Origin of the sequence: Pseudomonas sp. 43A, assembly GCF_013363935.1 — a bacterium.
GTDB classification, from domain to species: domain Bacteria; phylum Pseudomonadota; class Gammaproteobacteria; order Pseudomonadales; family Pseudomonadaceae; genus Aquipseudomonas; species Aquipseudomonas crudilactis.
On sequence record NZ_CP054880.1, the window covers coordinates 247,555 to 265,455 of the forward strand.

General features: G+C 59.7%; 18 protein-coding genes. 11 read left to right on the plus strand and 7 right to left on the minus strand.

Features of this window, described 5'->3' with window-relative positions:
• Positions 1-2,055 (minus strand): glycine--tRNA ligase subunit beta, encoded by a 2,055-nt coding sequence (gene glyS / locus HUW52_RS01110; protein WP_134176507.1) that lies wholly within the window; start codon positions 2,053-2,055, stop codon positions 1-3.
• Positions 2,052-3,005, minus strand: a complete 954-nt coding sequence (glyQ, locus tag HUW52_RS01115) for a glycine--tRNA ligase subunit alpha (protein WP_034152298.1) — start codon at positions 3,003-3,005, stop codon at positions 2,052-2,054. The genes glyS and glyQ overlap by 4 nt, the downstream gene beginning before the upstream one ends.
• An 81-nt stretch (positions 3,006-3,086) precedes the next feature.
• Between glyQ and HUW52_RS01120 the strand changes: the two genes are divergently transcribed.
• From HUW52_RS01120 to HUW52_RS01130, 3 genes are all read left to right on the plus strand, one after another.
• Positions 3,087-3,644 (plus strand): DNA-3-methyladenine glycosylase I, encoded by a 558-nt coding sequence (locus HUW52_RS01120; protein ID WP_016984081.1) that lies wholly within the window; start codon positions 3,087-3,089, stop codon positions 3,642-3,644.
• 40 nt (positions 3,645-3,684) lie between these two features.
• Complete coding sequence (locus HUW52_RS01125; protein ID WP_016984082.1) at positions 3,685-4,572, plus strand: lysophospholipid acyltransferase; 888 nt, start codon at positions 3,685-3,687, stop codon at positions 4,570-4,572.
• 82 nt (positions 4,573-4,654) lie between these two features.
• Entirely contained in the window at positions 4,655-4,894 is a 240-nt protein-coding gene (locus HUW52_RS01130) for a PilZ domain-containing protein (RefSeq protein ID WP_016984083.1), read from the plus strand.
• A gap of 1 nt (position 4,895) precedes the next feature.
• On the opposite strand, the gene HUW52_RS01135 is transcribed toward HUW52_RS01130, so the two are convergent.
• The 5 genes from HUW52_RS01135 to def all read right to left on the minus strand — a co-directional run bounded on the left by HUW52_RS01135 (position 4,896) and on the right by def (position 9,527).
• Positions 4,896-5,210, minus strand: coding sequence for a tetratricopeptide repeat protein (locus tag HUW52_RS01135; protein WP_016984084.1), 315 nt, complete (start codon positions 5,208-5,210; stop codon positions 4,896-4,898).
• An 88-nt stretch (positions 5,211-5,298) separates the two neighbouring features.
• Entirely contained in the window at positions 5,299-6,675 is a 1,377-nt protein-coding gene (gene trkA, locus HUW52_RS01140; RefSeq protein ID WP_007911861.1) for a Trk system potassium transporter TrkA, read from the minus strand.
• 22 nt (positions 6,676-6,697) lie between these two features.
• A complete protein-coding gene (gene rsmB, locus HUW52_RS01145) occupies positions 6,698-8,008 on the minus strand; it encodes a 16S rRNA (cytosine(967)-C(5))-methyltransferase RsmB (RefSeq protein ID WP_175552760.1) in 1,311 nt (436 codons plus the stop codon).
• Positions 8,005-8,964: a methionyl-tRNA formyltransferase gene (fmt, locus tag HUW52_RS01150; RefSeq protein WP_026000524.1), complete on the minus strand. Its 960-nt coding sequence runs from the start codon at positions 8,962-8,964 to the stop codon at positions 8,005-8,007. Before fmt ends, rsmB begins: the two co-directional genes overlap by 4 nt.
• Positions 8,965-9,020: 56 nt before the next feature.
• Positions 9,021-9,527 (minus strand): peptide deformylase, encoded by a 507-nt coding sequence (gene def / locus HUW52_RS01155; protein ID WP_016984087.1) that lies wholly within the window; start codon positions 9,525-9,527, stop codon positions 9,021-9,023.
• A gap of 160 nt (positions 9,528-9,687) precedes the next feature.
• Between def and HUW52_RS01160 the strand changes: the two genes are divergently transcribed.
• The 8 genes from HUW52_RS01160 (at position 9,688) to HUW52_RS01195 (ending at position 17,873) form a co-directional block, all read left to right on the plus strand.
• Positions 9,688-10,713, plus strand: a complete 1,026-nt coding sequence (locus HUW52_RS01160; RefSeq protein ID WP_016984088.1) for a LysM peptidoglycan-binding domain-containing protein — start codon at positions 9,688-9,690, stop codon at positions 10,711-10,713.
• An 80-nt stretch (positions 10,714-10,793) separates the two neighbouring features.
• A complete protein-coding gene (dprA, locus tag HUW52_RS01165) occupies positions 10,794-11,894 on the plus strand; it encodes a DNA-processing protein DprA (protein ID WP_175555630.1) in 1,101 nt (366 codons plus the stop codon).
• Positions 11,895-11,949: 55 nt separating this feature from the next.
• Positions 11,950-12,507, plus strand: a complete 558-nt coding sequence (locus tag HUW52_RS01170) for an L-threonylcarbamoyladenylate synthase (protein WP_016984090.1) — start codon at positions 11,950-11,952, stop codon at positions 12,505-12,507.
• A 271-nt stretch (positions 12,508-12,778) separates the two neighbouring features.
• On the plus strand, positions 12,779-13,447 hold the full coding sequence (locus HUW52_RS01175) for a hypothetical protein (protein WP_175552761.1): 669 nt from the start codon (positions 12,779-12,781) through the stop codon (positions 13,445-13,447).
• Positions 13,425-14,159 carry an iron-containing redox enzyme family protein gene (locus HUW52_RS01180; RefSeq protein WP_016984092.1) on the plus strand — a complete coding sequence of 245 codons (735 nt, stop codon included), beginning with the start codon at positions 13,425-13,427 and terminating at the stop codon, positions 14,157-14,159. Before HUW52_RS01175 ends, HUW52_RS01180 begins: the two co-directional genes overlap by 23 nt.
• Before the next feature lie 42 nt (positions 14,160-14,201).
• Positions 14,202-15,296: a DUF3419 family protein gene (locus tag HUW52_RS01185; protein WP_256667895.1), complete on the plus strand. Its 1,095-nt coding sequence runs from the start codon at positions 14,202-14,204 to the stop codon at positions 15,294-15,296.
• A complete protein-coding gene (locus HUW52_RS01190) occupies positions 15,293-16,561 on the plus strand; it encodes an aminotransferase class I/II-fold pyridoxal phosphate-dependent enzyme (RefSeq protein WP_175552763.1) in 1,269 nt (422 codons plus the stop codon). The genes HUW52_RS01185 and HUW52_RS01190 overlap by 4 nt, the downstream gene beginning before the upstream one ends.
• Positions 16,551-17,873 (plus strand): phenylacetate--CoA ligase family protein, encoded by a 1,323-nt coding sequence (locus HUW52_RS01195; protein WP_175552764.1) that lies wholly within the window; start codon positions 16,551-16,553, stop codon positions 17,871-17,873. Before HUW52_RS01190 ends, HUW52_RS01195 begins: the two co-directional genes overlap by 11 nt.
• Positions 17,874-17,901: the final 28 nt, after the last annotated feature.

The window sequence follows — 17,901 nt, forward strand, 5'->3', positions numbered from 1 at the left end:
TCAACCCAGCAGAGAAATGTCGGCAACACCGAGGAACAGACCACGCAGACGCGCCAGCAGCGCGTAACGGTTGGCCCGCACATTGGCGTCGTCGGCATTGACCATCACCGCGTCGAAGAACGCATCCACCGGCTCACGCAATGCCGCCAGGCGTGCCAGCGATTCGTTGTACTGACGCGCTGCAGCCATTGGCTGAACCGCTTGATCCGCTTGCTGGATCGCCGAGTACAGCGAGAACTCGTTGGCGTTGTCGAAGTACTTGGCTTGCACCTCGGTCGGCACCGCGCCTTCGAGTTTGCTCAACAGGTTCGATACACGCTTGTTCACCGCCGCCAGCGCTGCCGCTTCCGGCAGTTTGCGGAAGGCCTGCACCGCTTGCACACGCTGGTCGAAATCCAGCGCCGAACCCGGCTTCAGGGCACGGACCGACAGGTAAGTCGCCACTTCAACGCCTTCGTCTTCGTAACGCGCACGCAGACGGTCGAAGATGAATTCCAGAACGGCTTCGTTGAGACCGGCTGCCTTGACCTTGGCACCGAACGCATTCACCGCGAATGCGACGGCGTCGTTCAGGTCCAGATCGAGTTTTTTCTCGATGAGGATACGCAGCACGCCGAGTGCCGCACGGCGCAGGGCATACGGGTCTTTGCTACCGGTAGGCAGCATTCCGATACCGAAGATACCGACGAGGGTGTCGAGTTTGTCAGCGATGGCAACGGCCGCACCGGTCAGGGTCGCCGGCAGTTCTGCACCGGCTCCGCGTGGCATGTACTGCTCGTTGAGCGCCAGCGCGACGTCTTCCGGCTCGCCATCATTCAGCGCGTAGTAGTAACCGGCAACACCTTGCATCTCCGGGAACTCGCCAACCATTTCGGTGGCCAGGTCGCACTTCGACAGCAGGCCAGCGCGGGCAGCCCACGAGGCATTGCCGCCGATGCGCGCGGCGATGTATGCAGCGAGCTTGGAAACGCGTTCGGCCTTGTCGTAGACGCTGCCGAGTTTTTCCTGGAACACCACGTTCTTCAGGCGATCGTTGAAAGCTTCGAGCTTCTGCTTCTTGTCTTGCTTGAAGAAGAACTCGGCGTCGGTCAGGCGTGGGCGAACCACTTTCTCGTTACCGGCGATGATCTGCTGCGGATCTTTGCTTTCGATGTTGGCCACAGTGATGAAACGTGGCAGCAACTTGCCATCGGCATCCAGCAGGCAGAAGTACTTCTGGTTGTCCTGCATGGTGGTGATCAGTGCTTCCTGCGGCACGTCGAGGAAGCGTTCCTCGAACGAGCACACCAGCGGCACTGGCCATTCAACCAGCGCGGTCACTTCGTCGAGCAGTGCCGGCGGAACGATTGCCGTGCCTTCCTGACGGGTGGCCAGTTCTTCAGTGCGCTTGCTGATGATTTCGCGACGCTCGTTGGCGTCGGCCAGCACGTAAGCGGCACGCAGGTCGGCGAGGTAGCTCGACGGCGAACCGATGCGCACGCTTTGCGGGTGATGGAAACGGTGACCACGGGAATCACGGCCAGCCTTTTGCGCGAGGATGGTGCAGTCGATGACCTGGTCACCGAGCAGCATCACCAGCCATTGGGTCGGACGTACGAACTCTTCCTTGCGCGCACCCCAACGCATGCGTTTCGGGATTGGCAGGTCGTTCAGCGAATCTTCGACGATGGTTGGCAGCAGGCTCGCGGTCGGCTTGCCGGCGATGCTCTGGCTGTAACGCAGTTTCGGGCCGCTCTGATCGATTTCGCTCAGATCGACGCCGCATTTCTTGGCGAAACCCAGTGCTGCTTGAGTTGGGTTGCCGTCAGCGTCGAAGGCCGCCTGACGTGGCGGACCGTCGAGGTTGATGCTGCGATCCGGTTGCTGGGTGGCCAGCGCGGTAATCAGCACAGCCAGACGACGCGGTGCGGCGTAGACGGTTTTAGTCTCGTAGCTCAGGCCAGCGGCTTGCAGGCCCTTGTCGATACCGGCGAGGAACGCCTCAGCCAAGGTATTCAGGGCTTTCGGTGGCAGTTCTTCGGTGCCCAGTTCAACCAGAAAATCTTGCGCACTCATTGTGCTGCCTCCAGCTTGGCCAGTACTTCGTCACGCAGGTCCGGGGTCGCCATCGGGAAGCCCAGCTTGGCGCGTGCCAGCAGGTAGGCTTGCGCAACGGAACGCGCCAGGGTGCGTACGCGCAGAATGTATTGCTGACGCGCGGTCACCGAGATCGCCCGGCGCGCATCCAGCAGGTTGAAGGTGTGCGAGGCCTTCAGCACCATTTCGTAGCTCGGCAACGGCAGCGGCTGATCAAGTTCGATCAAGCGCTTGGCTTCGCCTTCATAGAAGTCGAACAGTTCGAACAGTTTGTCGACGTTGGCGTGTTCGAAGTTGTAAGTGGACTGCTCCACTTCGTTCTGGTGGAACACGTCGCCGTAGGTGACTTTGCCCATCGGGCCGTCAGCCCAGACCAGGTCGTAGACCGAATCCACGCCTTGCAGGTACATGGCCAGACGTTCAAGACCGTAAGTGATCTCGCCGGTCACCGGGTAGCACTCGATGCCGCCAGCCTGCTGGAAGTAAGTGAACTGGGTCACTTCCATACCGTTCAGCCAGACTTCCCAGCCCAGACCCCAGGCGCCGAGGGTCGGCGATTCCCAGTTGTCTTCGACGAAACGAATGTCGTGGACCAGCGGGTCCAGGCCGACATGCTTGAGCGAGCCCAGGTACAGTTCCTGGAAGTTGTCCGGGTTCGGCTTGAGCACGACCTGGAACTGATAGTAGTGCTGCAGACGGTTCGGGTTTTCGCCGTAACGGCCGTCAGTCGGACGGCGGCTTGGCTGCACGTAAGCGGCGTTCCAGGTTTCCGGGCCGATGGCGCGCAGGAAGGTCGCGGTGTGGAAAGTGCCGGCGCCTACTTCCATATCGTAGGGCTGAAGTACCACACAACCTTGCTCGGCCCAGTATTGCTGGAGCGCGAGGATCAAGTCTTGGAAGGTACGCACGGCTGGCGTAGGCTGGCTCACGAAATTCACCTGTTTCTTGGGCTGCGATTTAAAGAGCGGGAGTATACCCGATTCATTGCTGCGCACGCCCCCTGGAGCCTTATGCCACGCTGCTTTTGGTGTACCGAAGATCCGCTGTACATGGCTTATCACGACCAGGAGTGGGGCACGCCGCTACGCGATGCGCAGGGTTTGTTCGAGTTGCTTTTGCTCGAAGGGTTCCAGGCCGGGCTGTCGTGGATCACCGTGTTGCGTAAACGCGAGCGTTATCGCGAGGTGCTGTTCGGCTTCGACGTACAGCGCGTGGCGCAGATGAGCGACGCCGAAATCGACGAATTGATGCTCGATCCGGGGATCATCCGCAACCGCCTCAAACTCAACGCCGCCCGCCGTAATGCCCAGGCCTGGCTGGCGCTGGAGGATCCGGTGGCGTTCCTCTGGTCGTTCGTTAACGACCAACCGATCATCAATCATTTCAAGGATCGCAGCGAAGTCCCGGCGATCACCTCCGAAGCCGTTGCCATGAGCAAAGGCCTGAAAAAGGCCGGGTTCACGTTCGTCGGCCCGACCATTTGCTACGCATTGATGCAGGCCTCGGGCATGGTCATGGATCACACCCAGGACTGCGACCGCTACGCGCAGCTCGTCAACGGCGGTTAGAATGGCCGCCTCGCGCACCGCACAAGATCAGGAGTGACCTGTGGAAAAGTTTAAAGGCGCCTTGCTGGTAGGCGCTCTGCGGCTGTTTGCCCTGCTGCCATGGCGGGCCGTGCAGGCCGTGGGTTCGGCGATCGGCTGGATCATGTGGAAAACCCCCAACCGCTCCCGCGACGTGGTGCGGATCAACCTCGCCAAATGTTTTCCACAGATGGATGCGGCCGAACGTGAGCGTCTGGTCGGGCAGAGCCTGAAAGACATCGGCAAGTCGTTGACCGAAAGCGCCTGCGCGTGGATCTGGCCAGCGCAGCGTTCGATCGATCTGGTGCGCGAAGTCGAAGGCCTCGACGTTCTAAAGGATGCGCTGGCCTCGGGCAAAGGCGTGGTCGGCATCACCAGCCACCTGGGCAATTGGGAAGTGCTCAACCACTTCTATTGCAGCCAGTGCAAACCGATCATTTTCTATCGTCCGCCGAAGCTCAAGGCTGTGGATGAATTGCTGCGCAAACAGCGCGTGCAACTGGGCAACAAAGTCGCTGCTTCCACCAAGGAAGGCATCCTCAGCGTCATCAAGGAAGTGCGCAAAGGTGGTGCAGTGGGCATTCCCGCCGACCCGGAACCGGCCGAATCTGCCGGGATCTTCGTGCCGTTCTTCGCCACGCAGGCGCTGACCAGCAAATTCGTGCCGAACATGCTCGCCGGTGGCAAAGCCGTTGGCGTGTTCCTGCATGCGCTGCGCTTGCCCGACGGTTCTGGCTACAAAGTGATCCTCGAAGCCGCGCCCGAAGCCATGTACAGCATCGATACTGCCGAATCCTGCGCAGCCATGAGTAAAGTGGTCGAGCGCTACGTGGCGGCGTATCCGAGTCAGTACATGTGGAGCATGAAGCGCTTCAAGAAGCGTCCGCCGGGCGAAGAGCGCTGGTACTGAGCTTTTTGGATGTGATTGGCATGATCTGTGGATAACCTCATTGGCGAGGTTATCCACAACCGTTCATTCAAGGGCGCAGCAGATGTCCGAACACCGCAAATCGTTTCGCATCAAGATCACCCATGACAGCTTCGGCGAGTGCCTCGGGCAGACGCGTAACCTGTCGCCCACCGGGGTATTTGTGCAACATCCGACCTTGGCATCGTTGCCCAAAGGTGCGGTGGTGTATGGCCAGGTGCAGGGTTTACCCACCGGCGCGCCAAGCGTACGAATGGAAGTTGTGGCGGTGGACGCCGACGGGATCGGCCTTCGTTACCTTTGATTCATTGGGCCTGGCGATCGAGCTTCTTCAGAAAAACAGCCATTTCCTTTTCGGCTTGCTTGTCGCCATGGGCGCGGGCCGCTTCCAGACCTTGTTCCCACGCCGTACGCGCGGCGGCGTGATCGCCCTGCGCGAGTTGCGCCTTGCCTAACAGTTTCCACGCCGCCGAGTACTTCGGATCGAAACCGACACAGCGCTGGAAATGCTCGGCAGCCTTGGCGTTTTCGCCCAGATCCAGATAGCCCTTGCCCAAGCCGAAGCGCAAAAGGGAGTTATCCACACCCTTGGCGAGCATTTTTTCCAGGGATTCGAGCATGGGAGATTCCTTGAGTGAGGTGTGTCAGGGATGAGTCTTGCTTACTGATACCGCCATCGCGAGCAGTCTGATCACCCAAAAATCCGGATCAGAAGAAGCTCAACCCCACATGAAACAGCTTCTCCACATCGCGAATATGCTTTTTATCCACAAGGAACAGGATCACATGGTCGCCCGCTTCGATCACCGTGTCGTCGTGGGCGATGATCACTTGTTCATTGCGGATCACCGCACCAATCGTGGTGCCCGGCGGCAGGCCGATCTTCTCGATCGGTTTGCCGATGACCTTGCTCGACTTCGCATCGCCGTGGGCAATCGCCTCGATCGCTTCCGCCGCGCCGCGCCGCAATGAGTGCACGCTGACGATATCGCCACGGCGCACGTGGGCCAGCAGGGTGCCGATGGTCGCCAGTTGCGGGCTGATGGCGATATCGATGTCGCCGCCCTGAATCAGGTCGACGTAGGCCGGGTTGTTGATGATCGTCATGACCTTCTTCGCCCCCAGCCGTTTCGCCAGCAGCGACGACATGATGTTGGCTTCGTCATCGTTGGTCAGCGCGAGAAAAATGTCGGCGTCGGCGATGTTCTCTTCCAGCAGCAAATCGCGGTCGGAGGCGCTGCCCTGCAACACCACGGTGCTGTCGAGGGTGTCGGAGAGATAGCGGCAACGCGCCGGACTCATCTCGATGATCTTCACCTGATAACGGCTTTCGATGGCCTCGGCCAGACGCTCGCCAATCTGCCCGCCACCGGCGATGACAATACGTTTATAGGTTTCGTCGAGACGGCGCATTTCGCTCATGACCGCGCGAATATTCTCACGGGCGGCGATGAAGAAGACTTCGTCATCGGCCTCGATCACCGTATCGCCCTGCGGCAGGATCGGTCGGTCACGGCGGAAAATCGCGGCGACGCGGGTCTCGACATTCGGCATGTGCTCGCGCAACTGGCGCAGTTGCTGGCCCACCAACGGCCCGCCGTAATAGGCACGCACCGCCACCAGTTGCGCCGCGCCTTCGGCGAAGTCGATCACCTGCAACGCGCCGGGATGCTGGATCAGGCGCTTGATGTAGTTGGTCACCACTTGCTCGGGGCTGATCAGCACGTCGACCGGAATCGCTTCGTTCTGGAACAGTTGCTCCTCGCGATTGAGGTAGGACGCTTCGCGCACCCGGGCGATCTTGGTCGGGGTGTGGAACAACGTATGGGCGACCTGGCAGGCGACCATGTTGGTCTCGTCGCTGTTGGTCACCGCCACCAGCATGTCAGCGTCGTCGGCGCCGGCCTGACGCAGCACCGACGGCAGCGAGCCACGGCCCTGCACGGTGCGGATGTCGAGGCGGTCGCCGAGGTCGCGCAGGCGCTCGCCATCGGTGTCGACCACCGTGATGTCGTTGGCCTCGCTGGCCAAATGCTCGGCCAGCGAACCGCCGACCTGTCCCGCACCGAGGATGATGATTTTCATCCAGTCACTCCATTGAATCCGTTTAGCCGCGCGCGGCAGCGATCTTGATCAGCTTGGCGTAGTAGAACCCGTCATGCCCGCCCTGCTGGGCCAGCAATTGGCGACCATGGGGCTGTTTGATCCCGGCGGCAGTGGCGAGGTCCAGTTCGCGGGCACCTGGCGTACGCTCAAGGAATGCGGCGATGACTTCGGTGTTCTCGGTCGGCAGCGTCGAGCAGGTGGCGTATAGCAGGATGCCGCCGACTTCGAGGGTTTCCCACATGGCGTCGAGCAGCTCGCCTTGCAGTTGCGCGAGGGCAACGATGTCGTCCGGCTGACGGGTCAGCTTGATGTCCGGATGGCGACGGATCACACCAGTGGCCGAGCATGGCGCGTCGAGCAGAATGCGCTGGAACGGTTTGCCGTCCCACCATTTCGCGGTATCGCGACCGTCGGCGGCGATCAGTTCGGCGTTTAGACCGAGACGCTCAAGGTTCTCCTTAACGCGCACCAGACGCTTGGCTTCCAGATCCACCGCCACCACACCGGCCAGTGCCGGCTCGGCTTCGAGGATATGGCAAGTTTTGCCACCGGGCGCGCAACAGGCGTCGAGCACACGTTGCCCCGGCGCCAGATCCAGCAGGTCGGCGGCCAGTTGCGCCGCTTCGTCCTGCACGCTGATCCAGCCTTCGGCGAAACCTGGCAGGCTGCGCACATCGGCAGCGGCTTCGAGAATGATGCCGTCGCGACTGTAAACGCACGGCGTTGCAGCAATGCCGGCTTCAGTCAGCAAGCCGAGGTAAGCATCGCGGCTGTGATGACGGCGGTTGACCCGCAGGATCATCGGCGGATGCGCGTTGTTCGCTTCGCAGATGGCTTCCCACTGTTCAGGCCAGAACGCCTTCAGGGATTTTTGCAGCCAGCGCGGGTGAGCAGTGCGCACCACCGGATCACGTTCCAGCTCAGCGAAAATTGTCTCGCTTTCGCGCTGGGCGTTACGCAGCACGGCGTTGAGCAGGCCTTTTGCCCACGGCTTCTTCAGCTTGTCGGCGCAACCCACGGTTTCGCCGATGGCGGCGTGGGCCGGGACGCGGGTGTAGAGCAATTGGTAGAGACCGACCAGCAGCAGCGCTTCGACATCGGCGTCGGCAGCCTTGAACGGTTTCTGCAGCAGTTTCTCCGCCAATGCCGACAGGCGTGGCTGCCAGCGCGCGGTGCCGAAGGCCAGATCCTGAGTAAAACCGCGATCGCGATCCTCGACCTTGTCCAGTTGTGTCGGTAAGGAGCTGTTCAGCGAGGCCTTGCCGCTGAGGACGGCGGCGAGTGCCTTGGCGGCGGCCAGACGCGGGTTCATTGTGCGTCCACCGTTGCGCCTAGCACGGTGCCGACAGCGAACTTCTCGCGACGGCTGTTGAACAGGTCGCTGAAGTTCAGCGCTTTGCCGCCGGGCAATTGCAGGCGGGTCAGGCACAGCGCCTGTTCGCCGCACGCGACAACCAGGCCGTCCTTGCTGGCGCTGAGGATTTCACCCGGCGCGCCGTTGCCTTCGGCAATTATTGCCGCCAGCACTTTCAGCGCTTCACCGTTGAGGCTGCTGTGGGTGATCGGCCATGGATTGAAGGCGCGCACCAGTCGCTCCAGCTCGACGGCCGGACGGCTCCAGTCGATGCGTGCTTCGTCTTTGTTCAATTTGTGCGCGTAGGTGGCGAGCTCATCGTTCTGCACTTCGCCTTCCAGCGTGCCTGCGGCCAGACCGGCGATCGCTTGCACCACGGCCGGTGGGCCCATTTCGGCGAGGCGATCATGCAGGCTGCCACCGGTGTCTTCGCCGGTGATCGGGGTGACGACCTTGAGCAGCATCGGCCCGGTGTCGAGACCGGCTTCCATGCGCATCACGGTCACGCCGCTCTCGGCATCACCGTGTTCGACGGCGCGCTGGATCGGCGCCGCACCGCGCCAGCGTGGCAGCAAGGATGCGTGACTGTTGATGCAGCCCAGGCGCGGAATATCCAGCACGACCTGCGGCAGAATCAAACCGTAGGCAACCACCACCAGCAAGTCCGGTTTCAGCGCTGCCAGTTCAGCCTGTGCGTCGGCGTTGCGCAACGTCGGCGGCTGCAACACCTGGATATTATTTTCCAGGGCCAGCTGTTTGACCGGGCTCGGCATCAGTTTTTGCCCGCGACCGGCTGGACGATCCGGTTGGGTGTAAACCGCAACGATCTCGTAAGGGCTGTTCAGCAGGGCCTTGAGGTGTTCGGCGGCGAATTCCGGGGTGCCGGCAAAAACGATGCGCAGTGGCTCAGTCATGAAGGGAGTCTCATAAAAAGAAAAGGCTTGCCGCAGCAAGCCTTTGAAGAGGGGCATCAAGCGTTCTGGCGGTGCTGCTTTTCCAGTTTCTTCTTGATCCGGTCGCGTTTGAGCGTGGACAGGTAATCGACGAACAATTTGCCGTTGAGGTGGTCGCATTCGTGCTGGATGCACACCGCGAGCAGGCCTTCGGCGATCAGCTCATAGGGCTTGCCGTCGCGGTCCAGCGCCTTGATTTTGACCTTTTGCGGGCGGTCGACGTTTTCGTAGAAACCCGGTACCGAGAGGCAACCTTCCTGGTATTGGTCCATTTCGTCGGTCAGCGATTCGAACTCGGGGTTGATGAACACCCGTGGTTCGGTGCGGTCTTCGGAAAGGTCCATCACGACGATACGTTTGTGCACGTTGACCTGGGTCGCGGCAAGGCCGATGCCCGGCGCTTCATACATTGTTTCAAACATGTCATCGACCAACTGACGCACTTCGTCGTCCACTACAGCCACAGGCTTGGCGATAGTGCGCAGACGCGGGTCCGGGAATTCGAGGATGTTTAAAATGGCCATAGGCTTTGATTGCTGCACACGTTGAGTAAAGTCGGGCGATGGCCTGGCAGGTCCGAAGATGCAGGCTACCGTTGTGAAGCGTAGCTTGTGCATTTTGCACAAGCGAGCCACGGGGGCTCTGACGGTTCACGCGAATGCACATGATAAAGGGATTCACTGCATGAGGAAAACACTACTCGCCCTGCTGCTGTTGGCTTCGGCCGGCGCGGTGCAAGGGCAAGTGCAACTCAGGGATGGTTTTCCACAGCAATACACGGTGGTTTCGGGGGACACGCTCTGGGACATTTCCGGCAAATACCTGCGCGAGCCCTGGCAGTGGCCACAACTGTGGCGGGCCAATCCGCAAATCGAAAACCCCAACCTGATCTATCCCGGCGACACGCTGACCCTCAGCTATGTCGACGGCCAACCGCGTCTGACGCTCAATCGTGGCGAGTCACGCGGCACCATCAAGCTTTCGCCGCGGATCCGCACCAGCCCGGTAGCCGAGGCGATTCCGAGCATTCCGCTGAAATCGATCAACAGCTTTCTGCTGAGCAACCGCATCGTCGACAAGGCCGAAGATTTCGACAAGGCACCGTACATCGTCGCCGGCGATGCCGAACGCGTGCTCAGCGGCACCGGTGACCGGATCTTCGCGCGCGGCCATTTCGATCCGGATCAGCCGGTCTACGGCATTTTCCGTCAGGGCAAGGTCTACACCGATCCGCAGACCAAGGAGTTCCTCGGAATCAACGCAGACGACATCGGTGGCGGTGAGATCGTGGCCACCGAAGGCGACGTCGCCACCCTCGCCCTGCAACGCACCACGCAGGAAGTGCGCCTCGGCGACCGCTTGTTCAGCGGCGAAGAGCGCTCGATCAACTCGACCTTCATGCCCAGCGCGCCAACGACCAGCATCAACGGCGTGATCATCGATGTGCCGCGCGGCGTCACCCAAATCGGCGTGATGGACGTGGTTACCCTGAACAAGGGCAGACGCGACGGTTTGGTCGAAGGCAATGTGTTGGAAGTGATGAAAACCGGCGAAACCGTGCGCGACCGCATCACCGGGCAGCCGCTGAAAATTCCCGACGAACGCGCCGGGTTGCTGATGGTGTTCCGCACCTACGACAAACTCAGTTACGGCCTCGTCCTTAACGCTTCACGCTCGCTGGCGGTGCTCGATAAGGTGCGAAATCCGTAAGCAAGCTTCACAAGTTACCAACAGAGTTATCCACAGCTTGTTCCGAATGGTTCGGGGCTTGTAACGATCAAGGATGATCCATCATGTTGCCTGTCTGTACGCCGGTTTCCCCGGCGGAACTGGAAGCGCGTCTGCGCCTGCACCGCTTGCCGGATGTCGGCCCGAAACGCTTTGCCAAATTGCTCGAAGCCTTTGGCTCGGCGTCCAAAGCCATCAGCGCGCCGGCCAGCGCCTGGCGTTCGCTGGGGTTACCGGCGGCGTGCGCCGAAGCGCGGCGCTGTCCCGAGGTTCGCGACGGCGCCAGCCATGCAATGCGCTGGCTAGAGCGGCCGGATCAGCATTTGCTGATGTGGGACCAGCCGGATTACCCGACGTTGCTGGCGCAGATTCCCGACCCGCCACCAATATTGTTTGTTGCCGGTGATCCGTTGATTCTGGAAAAACCGCAACTGGCGATGGTCGGCAGTCGCCGCGCCTCGCGTCCGGGTATGGACACGGCAGCGGCATTTTCCCGAAGCCTTGCCGGGGCCGGTTTTGTCATCACCAGCGGTCTGGCATTGGGCATCGATGCCGCTGCGCATCAAGCCGCGCTGGATGTCGGCGGGCTGACGGTCGGTGTGCTTGGCACGGGACTGGAAAACTTTTATCCACAGCGAAATCGACGCTTGGCGGACGCGATGATTGCATCCGGCAGCGCGGTGCTTTCCGAGTTTCCGCTGGATGCCGGGCCGACGGCGAGCAACTTCCCGCGGCGTAACCGCATCATCAGCGGTTTGTCCCTTGGTGTGTTGGTGGTCGAGGCCAGCGTGGCCAGTGGTTCGCTGATCACCGCGCGACTGGCGGCGGAACAGGGACGCGAGGTTTACGCGATTCCTGGTTCGATCCATCACCCCGGTGCGCGCGGTTGCCATCAGTTGATCCGGGATGGCGCGGTACTGGTGGAAACCATTGAACATATCCTCGAAGCCCTGCGCGGTTGGCAGCATTTACCATTATCTACAGACACGGCGAAAGTCGATCACCCATTGCTCTCCTTGCTCCACGCCGCGCCGCACACCAGCGAAGCGCTGGCCGGCAGCAGTGGCTGGGCGTTGCCCAAAGTGTTGGCGGCGCTCACCGAACTGGAAATGGACGGCCGTGCGGTCTGCGAAAACGGCCGCTGGTTGGCCAGGACACGCTAGGTTTTACAAAGAAGATCGGTAAACTGCGCGAAACCTGATTGCGGAGAGTTTTTTCATGGTCAACAGTTGGCGTGTGCAACAAGCCGCACGAGAGATTCGCGCCGGGGCGGTGATTGCCTATCCAACCGAAGCCGTCTGGGGGCTGGGTTGCGACCCGTGGAACGAAGAGGCAGTGGATCGCCTGTTGGCGATCAAGAATCGTTCGGTGGACAAGGGCCTGATTCTGGTCGCCGACAACATTCGCCAATTCGACTTCCTGTTCGAAGACTTCCCGCAAGAGTGGATCGACCGCATGGCCAGCACCTGGCCGGGGCCGAACACCTGGCTGGTGCCGCATCAGAATCTGTTACCGGAATGGGTTACCGGGGTGCACGACACCGTGGCGTTGCGGGTCAGTGATCATCCGCAGGTGCGCGATCTGTGTTCGATGGTCGGGCCGCTGATTTCAACGTCGGCCAATCCGCAGGGCCGGCCGGCGGCGCGCACGCGTTTGCGGGTTGAACAATATTTCCGTGGCCAGATTGATCTTGTGCTGGGCGGCAGCCTTGGCGGACGGAAGAACCCTAGTGTCATCCGCGATCTTGCCTCCGGTAGGATCATTCGTCCCGACTGACCCGATTTTTCCCGATTGGCTTGCGAACTCCTCGACTGTATTGGCGAGGAGTTTTTCGCCTGCGTGCGATTTATCCTTGAAGTTGTCGCGATACTTAAACAGTCTGTTGTTTATATGTGTTCTTCGTGTGTCAGATAAATCTATAAGTTAAAATTTTCAGTAACTTTTCCCACGTCATTATCAGAAGTCGCGCAGTGGCGATATTTCTAAAAGCATCCATTATTTCAATGCGCTCAGAAAACTTCGATAAGTTAACGTCTGCGGAGAAGGAATGGATACTACGAACTTACAGCTCAAGGATTATCTGCAGGGACTTCAAGAGAAATTAATCAAGCAGCACACTGAATATCGTATCGCTACTCTTGATGCGGGATCAGATGTCCGCGAGTTTGAAAGATTCATCGGGCGGCAGTTTCGTCTCCGATTAAAGCATTACATGCTGACGTCCAGAGCCCGGGCACTTGAAGCAAAGCTGGCGATTTCATCGCGCAGTACGCATTTTCTGCTGTACCAGCGCGAGCAACTGACGGCGGTTTTGAGAGTGACCCCTTCGCCGTTCGAATGGGCTTCATTGACACATCAGTACGTCTCGCCGACCGTGGCGCTGGCGCGGCATGTCGAGTTCAGTCGTCTGATCACACATTCGCAACAACACCGGCCCGTGCCGATCAATGCACTGCTTGCCGCCGCCACTGAATGGGCGATCGATCGCGGATACCAAGGCGTTACCGCCTTGTGCAGATCGCCACAACGGCGGCTGTTCCAGCGTTTTGGCCTGACCCCGATCACCTCTGACTCGCTTCATATCGAACATCGCGCTCGCGGCGATTACTGGCTGCTGTCTGCGCAATGGCTGCAAATCCTCACAGCGCTTCAACAACCCTTTCCCATGAACGCCAACTACCCGGAGAGTCGCGATGAATGCATCCATCAGTTTTGAACAACAGTTGATTCTGCTCGATCGTCGAATCGAAAAAACATGGGCCGATATCCTGGACAACTCCCGGCTGGTGAAGGCGATACGCGAGGGCAGTGTTTCCAAGGCGTTATATGCCATCTATATGATCGAAACCTTTCATTACACCGCACACAATGCGCGAAATCAGGGGCTGGTCGGTGTAAGACATGCCGATAACCCTGTTTATGCAAAGTTCTGTTTTGAACATGCTGCGCAAGAAGTCGGTCATGAAAAAATGGCTTTGCATGATGTCATGAGCCTGGGATTGAAAAATCAAATTTTTGATATGCCGCCAGCACTTGCGGAAACTGAAGTGCTGATCGCTTACTTGTACTGGATTTCTTTTACCGGTAATCCGTTACAACGGCTGGGATACAGCTACTGGGCGGAAAACGCCTATCACTTCATCACTCCACTGATAAACCAGCTGAGTGAAACATTGGCGCTGAAACCTGCACAACTGACGTTTTTCATCGCTCATTCAGATATCGATGTCGAGCACTTCAACGAAATCAAACTCATCCTGCAGCGTACCTGCAAGTGCCAGACTGACTGGGATGCCATCGCCATGGTGATGGAAACCAGTCTGCGCCTGACCGGCAATATGCTCGAGGGCGTTTATAAGCAATACGAAGCCTGGCAAAGCGGCGATGCGCCCCGCTACGAATTCCTCCATGCCCTGGATAACTCATGACGTCTTCACATGCATTGTCAAAATGGACAGGCGGAGGTCGAGATGGCTGATTACTTCGAGCGGTTGAACTACTCGCTCGGGGATGAAGACACGGCGCTCGAGTACGCCCTTCTTCCTCAGCATGCCAGGCACGTGGTGGGCGTTTCCGGTTGTGGTGGTCGGCTTCTGCCATTGCTGGCCCGCAGTCCGGCCCGCATGACCTGCGTTGATATCAGTGCGCCGCAACTGGCTTTTACCCGCTTGCGTTTTGCCCTGCTGGAGCAGACCGATCACGAGTCATTCATGGACTTCATGGGGTTCCTGTCGGGGGCCTCTGCGAAACGGCGCCAGTCCATTTTTCGCCATCTGAACCTGCCTCCGCCGGATCGCCGCTGGCTGGCGGACTTGTTTCATTCTCGTCACTGGGGGGCACCGGTGTACATGGGGGCTTTTGAGCAGACTTTGCAGCGGCTGGCAAAGATCAACGGACTGTTCACCGGCAAAGCGGGCCGGGCGATTTTCCAGTGCCGCGACCTCGGTGAGCAATCAGCTTATTACCGACGACACTTCCCCCTAAAGCGCTGGAAGGCCGTGATCGCATTGTTGGGTAATGCAGCGGTGCTCAATTCGCTGCTGTACCGGGGCGCATTTCCTCGCAACAACCTGGGGATCCGCTCCCGCGAGGTGTATCTGGGTATTTTCCATACCTTGTTTACCACTCAAGTGGTGCGCGAAAGCTTTTTCCTGCAAATGCTGTTCTTCGGTGAACTGCGATATCCGCAAGGCTTGCCGCTTGAGTGTGATCCGCAGCTATTCCAGCGGGCTCGTAGGGCACTCCAGGGGTGCGAGTTGTCCGTGGTTCAGGGCGACATTTTCGACTGCGTTGCCCCGTGCAGGGATGTCGATTTTGTCTCGCTTTCCGACGTGCCTTCATTCCTGCCCCCGGCGATTGGCACCCGTGTCCTGCAGCGAATTCAGCCAGCCTTGGGCAAACATGCGCTGACGGTCATTCGTGGCCATTTGCATGTGGTCAGGCCCGATTGCAATGGCTTCTGCGACGTTACCGCGCAGTTTCAGGACGCAATCGCACGTGAAAAAACCCAACTCTGGCGAGTACAGGTCTATCGCCAGACCTCACCTGTGCAGGTATCTCGATGAATACACCTCATCCGACCGTCAATTGGGTCAAGAACCGCGTCCGCCAGGCCCGTGACGATCAGCAGCAATTATTCGATGCCGGCCTCAATGGCCTGAAGTTGGTAAAGCGCGAGGGCAAGGTCGTCGAGCTGGGCAATGGCGAGCAGTTGACCGAGTTTCTCTCATGTTCCTATCTGGGACTTGAGAGCGATCCCCGTCTGATTCAAGGCGCAGTGCAAGCCGTGGAGTCTTTCGGTGTGCAATTCGCGGCCGCCCGGACCCGAGCACTGCTGCCGCCGATGCGTGAACTTGATGAGCAGTTGAACCGCATATTCCAGGGGCATACGGTGACTTTCAATTCGGTGGGCAGTGCCCATCTCGGTTGTTTGCCGCTATTGGGTTCCGGTGAGTTGCCGTCGTATCCCTTGCGGCGTGGGCCAGGCTGGATCGTTGACCGCGCTGCTCATGCGTCGATGCAAGTGCTGCAAGGCATTCTGTGGCAGTTCGGCCCCGTGCAGCGCTGCGATTGCAGTGATCTTCAGCAAGTCGAAGACGCTTGTTCCGCCGTTGTTGCTGCCGGCAATACGCCCATTATTCTGACTGACAGCATTGGCTCGATGCGGGGCCTTTATCCCGTCAATCGACTGCTGCAACTGGCTGAGCGCTTTGAGGGTTATCTGTATGCGGATGACGCTCACGGCACGTCGATTCATGGCCTGACCGGGGGCGGTTATGCGCTTGATGTCGCTGCTGAGCCATTGCGCGATCGTTTGATCCTGCTGTCGTCATTGTCCAAAGCCTTCGGCGCAACCGGCGGTGCAATTACGGTGCTGACGTCGGCCGATGCCGAGATGATTCGGCGCCATGCGTCGACTTATACGTTCGGGGGGCCACTGTCCATGGGCGGTGTCGGTGCGGCAGTCGCCTCGGCCAGTATTCATCTTTCTGCGCAGTTGGGCCGGTTGCAGGCCTCGCTATGGCGAAATGTGGCGGTCATCGATGATCTGTTCGGGCCTGTGCTGGGTAATCACCAGATTGCTTCACCCATACGTTTCGTCCGGGTCGGCGCCGAGCGTGACGCCATCAACCTGGCGTTGCACCTGCGTCGGCAAGCCATCGCGGTCACCACCGCGGTGTTTCCGGTGGTGGCAAAAGGCGAAGCGATCCTGCGGCTGGCCATCAGCGCGAATCACAGCCAGGCCCAGTTGGAACATCTGGCCGGTGCCGTCAGTGACGGGTTCGCTGAACTGGGCATTCGTCAGGGAGAGCCGCAGCATGCGCAGTGATCCGATTCGGCACGCCAGTTCGACGGCGGTTCACGCGGCAGCTACGGAGGCCTTTGCGAGAAAGTTGGCCCATGCGCGATCACTGCCATGGTTCTGCACGTTTTGCCCACAGATTCGGCACGTACAGACCGCAGAGGACCTGCATCGGCTACCGATCCTGAGTGTGGAGGACGAACAGGGTGGATTGCTGTTTACTCAACTCGGTGAGGCGTCACACCGTGCGCCGGGTGGCGGGCTGACCCTGACCTCGGGTGGCAGCACCGGTAATCGCAAGCACATTACCCATTCCTGGGCATTCAACGAAAGCATCGTACCCTTGGGCGCGCGGATGTTCGCTGCGTCCGATGAACATCCCCGTGTCGTCATCAATTGCCTCACGCCCGGTGAAGTGCAGGGTGCCTTTCAATACGCGTCGGCCATCGTCCAGCACATTGGCGCGCGCCTGCTGCCCGCCGGCGCACTGATGGGCGCTCAGCGCATAGCCGGGTTGATTCATTCACAAGCGGCCGATGCACTGATCTGCACCCCCTCTTTTGCGGCGGCGCTGTTCAATCATGCCGATGTCGATAAGGCGCAGTTGAGCAGTCTGAGATGGCTCTACTACATTGGAGAACCTTGCCACCAGCCTCTACGCGAGCAACTGGCCCGGGACTGGCCGGCCTTGAGCATACGGTCATTGGGCTATAGCTCAACGGAGACAGGGCCGATCGGCTTCCAGTGCGCACACCTCGAACATGGTTTCTATCATCTGCATGCGGACGCCATGCTGCTGGAAGTGGTTGATCCCGTCAGCCTGCGAGCGATGGCCGACGGTGAAACCGGCGAGTTTCTGCTGACGCCTTTGCTGCCCGATCACGCGCCGTTGCTGCGATATCGCATTGACGACCGTGGACGAATCCTGGGCAGGCAATCAGATTGTGCCTGTGGCAGTGCTCTGCCAATACTGGAGCTGCAGGGGCGAGTCGAAACCTCGATCAAACTGGGCGGTGCGATCATCACTCAGCGGCAGGTTCTATGTGTCCTCGCAGAGGCGTTGCCCGAACTGCATGCTTCGGATGTGCAGGTGCAAATCGATCGACAGACCGACGGCGCGCACATGTGGCTGCTCATCGCGCAGGAGAGATTGCCGGCCGGTGCAGAACGCGTTATCGAACAGGCTTTGCACAACGAGGCGCAAGCGAGCGCATTGCTCGGACTGCCAGGAGTGCTGGGCTTGCAGGTGCGGCGTCTGGCTCGTGGTGACTTTGCAACCACCGTGGCCGGCAAAACACCATTCTTTGTTGAGTTGCGAGGCGCCTCGGGCGAGTCATGAAGACTCGTCCGGGGGGCTTCGTTGGCTG